The sequence below is a fragment of the Streptomyces hainanensis genome (assembly GCF_004348415.1).
GTDB classification, from domain to species: Bacteria; Actinomycetota; Actinomycetes; order Streptomycetales; family Streptomycetaceae; genus Streptomyces; species Streptomyces hainanensis.
The window spans coordinates 1-6,440 of sequence record NZ_SMKI01000442.1 but is presented as its reverse complement, the minus strand read 5'-3'; the positions used below and the strand labels follow the sequence as shown (position 1 = coordinate 6,440).

The 6,440-nt window shown below is 74.2% G+C and carries 5 protein-coding genes and 1 pseudogene; 4 read left to right on the top strand and 2 right to left on the bottom strand.

All coding sequences use genetic code 11. The features are described from left to right. Nucleotides 1-307: 307 nt before the first annotated feature. On the bottom strand, nt 308-736 hold the full coding sequence (locus E1283_RS29520) for a TIGR03668 family PPOX class F420-dependent oxidoreductase (RefSeq protein WP_132821224.1): 429 nt from the start codon (nt 734-736) through the stop codon (nt 308-310). Nucleotides 737-934: 198 nt separating this feature from the next. Between E1283_RS29520 and E1283_RS29515 the strand changes: the two genes are divergently transcribed. From E1283_RS29515 to E1283_RS29500, 4 genes are all read left to right on the top strand, one after another. After that, a complete protein-coding gene (locus E1283_RS29515) occupies nt 935-1,519 on the top strand; it encodes an RNA polymerase sigma factor (protein WP_279571301.1) in 585 nt (194 codons plus the stop codon). Continuing rightward, nucleotides 1,503-2,174, top strand: a complete 672-nt coding sequence (locus E1283_RS29510) for a hypothetical protein (protein WP_132821223.1) — start codon at nt 1,503-1,505, stop codon at nt 2,172-2,174. The genes E1283_RS29515 and E1283_RS29510 overlap by 17 nt, the downstream gene beginning before the upstream one ends. A 181-nt stretch (nt 2,175-2,355) precedes the next feature. Beyond that, nucleotides 2,356-2,934 (top strand): SigE family RNA polymerase sigma factor, encoded by a 579-nt coding sequence (locus tag E1283_RS29505; RefSeq protein WP_132821222.1) that lies wholly within the window; start codon nt 2,356-2,358, stop codon nt 2,932-2,934. A 185-nt stretch (nt 2,935-3,119) separates the two neighbouring features. Beyond that, nucleotides 3,120-4,823 (top strand): long-chain fatty acid--CoA ligase, encoded by a 1,704-nt coding sequence (locus E1283_RS29500; protein WP_132821221.1) that lies wholly within the window; start codon nt 3,120-3,122, stop codon nt 4,821-4,823. 87 nt (nt 4,824-4,910) lie between these two features. Here the strand turns inward: E1283_RS29500 and E1283_RS39155 are convergent. Next, nucleotides 4,911-6,440: pseudogene (locus tag E1283_RS39155) on the bottom strand (response regulator); the annotation flags it as partial.

The window sequence follows — 6,440 nt, the reverse complement described above, 5'->3', positions numbered from 1 at the left end:
TGGGTGCACTGGGTGGTCTGGGACGACTGGGCCCGCTTCATGGACGTCGTCGGACCGCTGTTCATGGGACGGAAGGCTCGGCGGGGCGCTGACCTGCGGCGGAGCCGCGAGGGGTCCCGAACTCTGAAAGGTCTTGAAAACCGTCGTGAGGTAACCCCTCACCGTGGGTTCAAATCCCACCGCCTCCGCCGCGAGAGCCAACCGAACGGCCCCCGACCAGACGTCCACGGTCGGGGGCCTTCGCCGTGCACGGGGCGCGCCACGACGTGTCCGCCTCGGCCGTTCGGTGACCCGCCGGCCGGCCGCGTCAGTCGTTCTTCGGTGGGGCGTAGGACCAGCCGGTCCAGTGGGTCACGGTGATCTCGATGATCGGTCCCTCGGGTGGGTGATCGTGGTACTGCTCGTACTTCGCCCGCAGCCAGGCGAGTGGGGCCTCGTGGGCCTCGGCCGGCAGGATGCGGGCCGTGCCGTCGCCGCGGGTCCACCAGAGGTGGGTCCAGTCGTCGTCGTAGACGTCGAAGAGCACGCTGACCCGCGGGTCGGCCGCGATGTTGCGGAGGCGGCGGAGGTTCTGATGGCGTTTCGGCTTGTGGTCCACGGCCGTCACCAACGTGTCGCCGCGGGCGGCGAACGTCGCCGGGACCAGGTGGGGGGCGCCGTCCGGGCCGACGGTGGCCAGGCGGAGGACGCGGGCCTCGGCGGCCCGGCGTCGCGCCGCCTCCGGGGTGAGTCGCATGCCCCCGGCTTACCCGATTCCGGTCACGTGGTGGTGACGAAAGCCACCCGAAGGCCATCCGTTGGTGACTTGGTGCGCCATCTGGATGACCGATACGCTCCGTGCTGGCAGCGGAGGGTGCCGGAGCGGTCGTCCCGGACAGGTCGACGAGGCCGCAGACGCCGCCTTCCGCGTCAACGGCCGTCAGGAGGTTCACCGGTGACCGAGACATCCCCCTTACGAGGTGACGGGGTCGCACCGCTCGCCCCGCTCCCCGCCGACTTCCGCGCCTTCCACCAGATGTACCGGCCGGCGTACGTCCGTTGGGCCGAGCTCTACCTCGGCGGCCGGGACGAGGCCGAGGAGGCCGTGGACCACACCTTCGAGCAACTGGCCGCCGAGTGGGGCGAGGTGCTCAAGGTGGACAGCCCGGCCGGCTACGCCTGGACCCTGCTCAAGCAGCGCACGGTGGACTCCGCCAGGAGCCGCGGCCGCCGCCCGGTGGTCATGGACACCGCGGCCTTCGAGACGGTGGCGCTGCGCGACGCCGTCGACCCCGTCGGCGAGCTGGCCGAGAGCCTCGGCGTCTACCAGGCCATCCGCGAGCTGCCCGAGCGGCAGCACGACGTCATCGTGCTCCGGTACTGCATCGGCTACGACACCGCCGAGACCGCCGACATCCTCGGGATCAGCGAGCCCGGGGTACGCTCGACGGCCCGCTACGCCCGGCACCGGCTCAAGGAGGCCCTGGGGCTGGCCGGCGAGGCGGGGAGGGAAGGCGGTGGCGATGACCAGGTCCATTGACGAGGTGTTGGCCCGGGCGGTCCTCGCCGGCCAGCCGCTCAACTACAGCCAGCAGGAGATGGAGGCGGCGGAGTCGCGGATAGCGGCCAGGGTCGCCGACCGGGCACACCCCGAGGCGGCGCGGGCCAGGCCGCGCCGCGGTACCCGTGCCGCCGAGATCGCCCGCCATCTGGAGACGCTCTGCCGCACGGTGGTCGAGCAGGACGGCGCGCTCCAGCACATGGCCGCCCTGCTCGGCGGCCGGATCCCCGAGCCCGACGGGGCGCGGGTCCTCGGCTGCGTGCTCCAACTCGCCGGTCTGGAGGACAGCGCCCGGTTCTGGTGGCAGTTCGCCGCCGGGGCCGGGGACGGCGCCGCCGCCTACTGCCTCTACCTCCACCACCTCACCCTGGGGGAGGAGTGGGAGGCCGAGCTGTGGCACCGGCAGGCCGACCCCGACCGGCACCCGCACGGCCTGATGTCGGAGACCGAGGACGGCAGCGACCCCGCACTGGTCCTCAGGGTGCTGGCGCTGCTGCGCGGCGAGCCCTGTCTGACGGCGGCCGCCGCCGCCGTCGTGCACTACGTCCCGGAGGCCATCCGGTTCGTCGACGAGATCGAACTGCCGCTCCCGGCGGACGACTTCGCCCAGCGCATCGAGGAGTTGACGGCCTGACCGAGAGGTCGGCCGTCGTTCGTGATCATCAGGTGGATCCCTGACCGTCCCTGACGAAGGTCGCGCGTTCCGTCCACCTGTGGGAGGTGGTGCCAGGCCCCCTTCTACACCCTGGGGGGGATGCGTCTTCCCGACCTGGGGCCGATCCCCACGGGGGGTACCGTCTCCTAGTTTGGAAGACATGACCACGCCCAGGACGGTCCCGATGGGGACCCCGCCGACCTTCACCTCGTATGTGCAGGCGCGCGGCCCGGTGCTGCTGCGCACGGCCCGCTCGCTGACGTCCAACCCGAGCGACGCCGAGGACCTGCTCCAGACCGCCCTCACCAAGACCTACCTGGCGTGGGAGCGCATCGAGGACCACCGCGCCCTCGACGGATACGTCCGCCGCGCCCTGCTCAACACCCGCACCTCCCAGTGGCGCAAGCGCCGGGTCGACGAGTACGCGACCGACGAGCTGCCCGAGCCCGAGCCGCTGCCCGAGCCCGACCCGGCGGAGCGGCAGGCCGTCAGGGACGCCATGTGGCGGGCCGTCGTCCGGCTGCCGGCCCGGCAGCGGGCCATGGTCGTCCTCCGGTACTACGAGGACCTGAGCGAGGCGTCGACGGCCGAGCTGCTCGGCGTCTCCGTGGGCACCGTCAAGAGCGCCGTCTCCCGGGCGCTCGCCAAGCTCCGCGAGGACGTCGAGCTGGCCGAGGTCGTCGACTTCGCGGAGCGTGAGCGCGCGCGGCAGCGGGAGACCCCGGTCATGGCCGCCTGATCCTGAGCCCGAGCTGGAGTCTGGGCGCAGCGGTGCAGCGGTGCAGCGGTGCGGCGGCACCGCCGAGCCGGCGCCCGTCTCGTCCGGCGCGCCGATCCCGCGCGGCAGCAGGGGTGTCCACTCCGCCTGGCAGGGGCCACAATCGGCGGCACATCGTCGTCGACGCGTGTCACCGGGAGGCCCCGTTGTTCGGCACCATGCAGGACGTACCGCTGCTCGTCAGCCGCATCCTCACGCACGGCAGCACGATCCACGCCACCTCGCGCATCACCACCTGGGCCGGCGAAGGGCCGCCGCGCCGCCGCACCTTCGCCGAGAGCGGCGCCCGAGCCGCACAGCTCGCCCACGCCCTCCACGACGACCTCGGGATCACCGAGGGAGGCGTCGTCGGCACCCTGATGTGGAACAACGCCGAGCACGTCGAGGTGTACTTCGCCGTCCCCGCCATGGGCGCCGTGCTGCACACCCTCAACCTGCGGCTGCCTCCCGACCAGCTCGGCTGGGTCATCGACCACGGCGCCGACCGCGTCATCCTGGTCGACGGCAGCCTGGTGCCGCTCCTCGCCCGGCTGCTGCCCGCGCTGCCCCGCCTCGAACACCTGGTCGTCGTCGGCCCCGGCGACACCACCGCGCTCACCGCCACCGGCACCCGGGCCGCCGTCCACCACTACGAGGAGCTGCTGGCCGGCCGCCCCACCGCGTACCACTGGCCCGAGCTCGACGAACGCACCGCCGCGGCCCTCTGCTACACCTCGGGCACCACCGCCGAACCCAAGGGCGTCGCCTACTCGCACCGCTCGATCTACCTGCACTGCATGCAGATCGGGAGCGCCGAGTCGATGGCCCTCACCCCCGCCGACACCACCCTGCCGGTCGTCCCGATGTTCCACGTGAACGCCTGGGGGATCCCGCACGCCTCGTTCATGTCGGGCGTGAGCATGCTGCTCCCGGACCGCTTCCTCCAGCCGGGCCCGCTCGCCGAGATGATCGCCACCGAGCGGCCGAGCCACGCCGCCGCCGTGCCCACCATCTGGCAGGGCCTCCTCGCCGAGCTCGCCGAACGGCCCCGCGACATCTCGTCGCTCACCCGGGTCACCATCGGCGGCTCCGCCTGCCCACCCGCCCTGATGCGGGCCTTCGAGGAGCGGCACGGCGTCGAGGTCCGGCACGCCTGGGGCATGACCGAGACCTCGCCCCTCGGCACCCTCTGCACCGTGCCCCCCGGTCTCACCCCCGAGGACGAGTGGCCCTACCGGATCACCCAGGGCCGGTTCTCGGCCGGCGTCGAGCCCCGGCTCGTCGGCCCGGACGGCGCGATCCTGCCCTGGGACGGCGAGTCCGCCGGCGAGCTCGAGGTGCGCGGCCCCTGGATCGCCGGCGCCTACCACGCCGGCGTCGGCGCCGAACCCGAGCGCCCCGAGGACCGGTTCAGCCCCGACGGCTGGCTCCGCACCGGTGATATCGGCGTCATCTCCCCCGACGGCTACCTCACGCTCACCGACCGCGCCAAGGACGTCATCAAGTCCGGCGGCGAGTGGATCTCCTCCGTCGCCCTGGAGAACCACCTGATGGCCCACCCCGGGGTTGCCGAGGCCGCGGTCGTCGCCGTGCCGGACGACACCTGGGGCGAGCGCCCGCTGGCCGCCGTCGTCCCGGCCCAGGGCTCGGAGCCCGTCGGCTACCCGGAGCTGCGCGCGTTCCTCGGCGAGCGGGTGCCGCGCTGGCAGCTCCCGGAGCGCTGGACCACGGTGGCCGCCGTCCCCAAGACGAGCGTCGGGAAGTTCGACAAGAAGGTGCTGCGCGCCGGCTACGCCAAGGGCGAACTCGACGTCACCCTGCTGCCGCGGCTACCGCGACTGCCGCCGCAGAGCACGCCCGACGAGGCCTGAGCCGGCCAGCCGCGACACGGCCGGCCGCCGACACGGCCGACGTCGTCGGGGCGTCCCGATCCACCGTCGGTACGCCCCGAACCGTCGTCAGTGCGCGCCTATCTTGGTCAGCAGGTCGACGATCCTGGCCTGGACCTCCGGGTTGGTCGACCGCTCCGCGAGGAACAGCACCGTCTCGCCCGAGGCCAGCAGCGGCAGCTGGCCCGGGTCCATCTCGGCCGCGGTGTAGACGACGAACGGGGTGCGGCTCAGCATCCCGTTCACCCGCAGCCAGTCGATGATCCCGGCCCGCCGGCGCCGCACCTGGTTGAGGTCCATGACCACCAGGTTGGGCCGGATCTGCGCCGCCACCTCCATCGCCTGCGCGTCCGAGGTGGCGTGCGCGGCCTGCATCCCGCGCCGCTCGAGCGAGGCCGTCAGCGCCGCCGCGATCGCCGGCTGCTCCTCCACCAGCAGCACCCGCGGCGGGTGCTGCTCGCTGTCCCGGGGCGCCAACGCCTTGAGCAGCACGGCCGGGTCGGCACCGTAGGCCGCCTCCCGGCTGGCCTGCCCGAGCCCCGCCGTCACCAGCACCGGCACCTCGGCCGCCACCGCCGCCGAGCGCAGCGACTGCAGCGCCGTCCGCGTGATCGGCCCGGTCAGCGGGTCGACGAAGAGCGCCGCCGGATAGGCCGCGATCTGCGCGTCCACCTCCTCGCGCGAGTGCACGATGACCGGCCGGTAGCCGCGGTCCTGCAGCGCCTGTTGGGTGGAGACGTCGGGCTCCGGCCAGACCAGCAGCCGGCGCGGGTTGTCGAGCGGCTCGGGCGGCAGCTCGTCGTCCGCCGGCACGGGCAGCCGCATCGCGCCCTGCGAGGGATCGGTGACCTCCACCGCGCCGTTCGGCCCGTCCAACGGCTCGGGCCCCTCGGCCGCGCCCTCGGCGGGCGCGCTGATCGCGTACTTCCGGCCCCGGCCCTGCGTGCCGCCCGGCGTGGCCGCGGGCGGCTGCGCCGGCTGTTGGGCGAGCCTGGCGTCGTCCGCCGGCGGGGTGGCGAGCTTGCGACGCCTGGTGGGCACCGGCGTGGCGGACACCGGCAGCGGCTGCGGCTGCTGGGGTGGTGAGGGCTGGGGGCGCGCGGGCGCCGGAGCCGAGGCGCCGGCGGGCAACGCGCCGGCGGGCAACGCGCCGGCCACCGGCCGGCGCTCGGGCAGGTTGGCCACCGGGACGCCCTGACCCAGCGTCTGCACGCTGACGCCCGGCAACGAGCGGTCCGACTTGGCCCGGTCGCTGCCCGGCATCGGCAGGGCGCGGGGCTGCAGGACCGACGGGACCCGGGGCGCGGTGCCGTCGAGGATCGGACTCCCCGCGACCACCGAGTGCTCGACCGGCGGCGGTTCCTCGTCCTGCGGACCCTGCTCGGGCACGGCCCCCGGCGCCGGCTGGTCCGCCGGAGCGGCGGCCTGCGGAAGCTGCGGGAGCTGGGGAGGCTGTGGGGCCTGCGCGGGTTGTGGGATCTGCGGAGCGAGCGCCCCGCCCGGTGCCAGGCCCGGCGCGGCCGCGGGCTCCAGGCCCATGGGCGGCACGGGCGCCAGCTGAGGCTGGGGCTGGGGTTGAGACGGGGCGTGGGCCTGGGC

What these genes read in the sequence shown, in the direction of transcription:
- E1283_RS29505 (WP_132821222.1), top strand. Translation starts at nt 2,356, where the DNA reads ATGACCACGCCCAGGACGGTCCCGATGGGGACCCCGCCGACCTTCACC.
- E1283_RS29510 (WP_132821223.1), top strand. Translation starts at nt 1,503, where the DNA reads ATGACCAGGTCCATTGACGAGGTGTTGGCCCGGGCGGTCCTCGCCGGC.
- E1283_RS29520 (WP_132821224.1), bottom strand. Translation starts at nt 736, where the DNA reads ATGCGACTCACCCCGGAGGCGGCGCGACGCCGGGCCGCCGAGGCCCGC.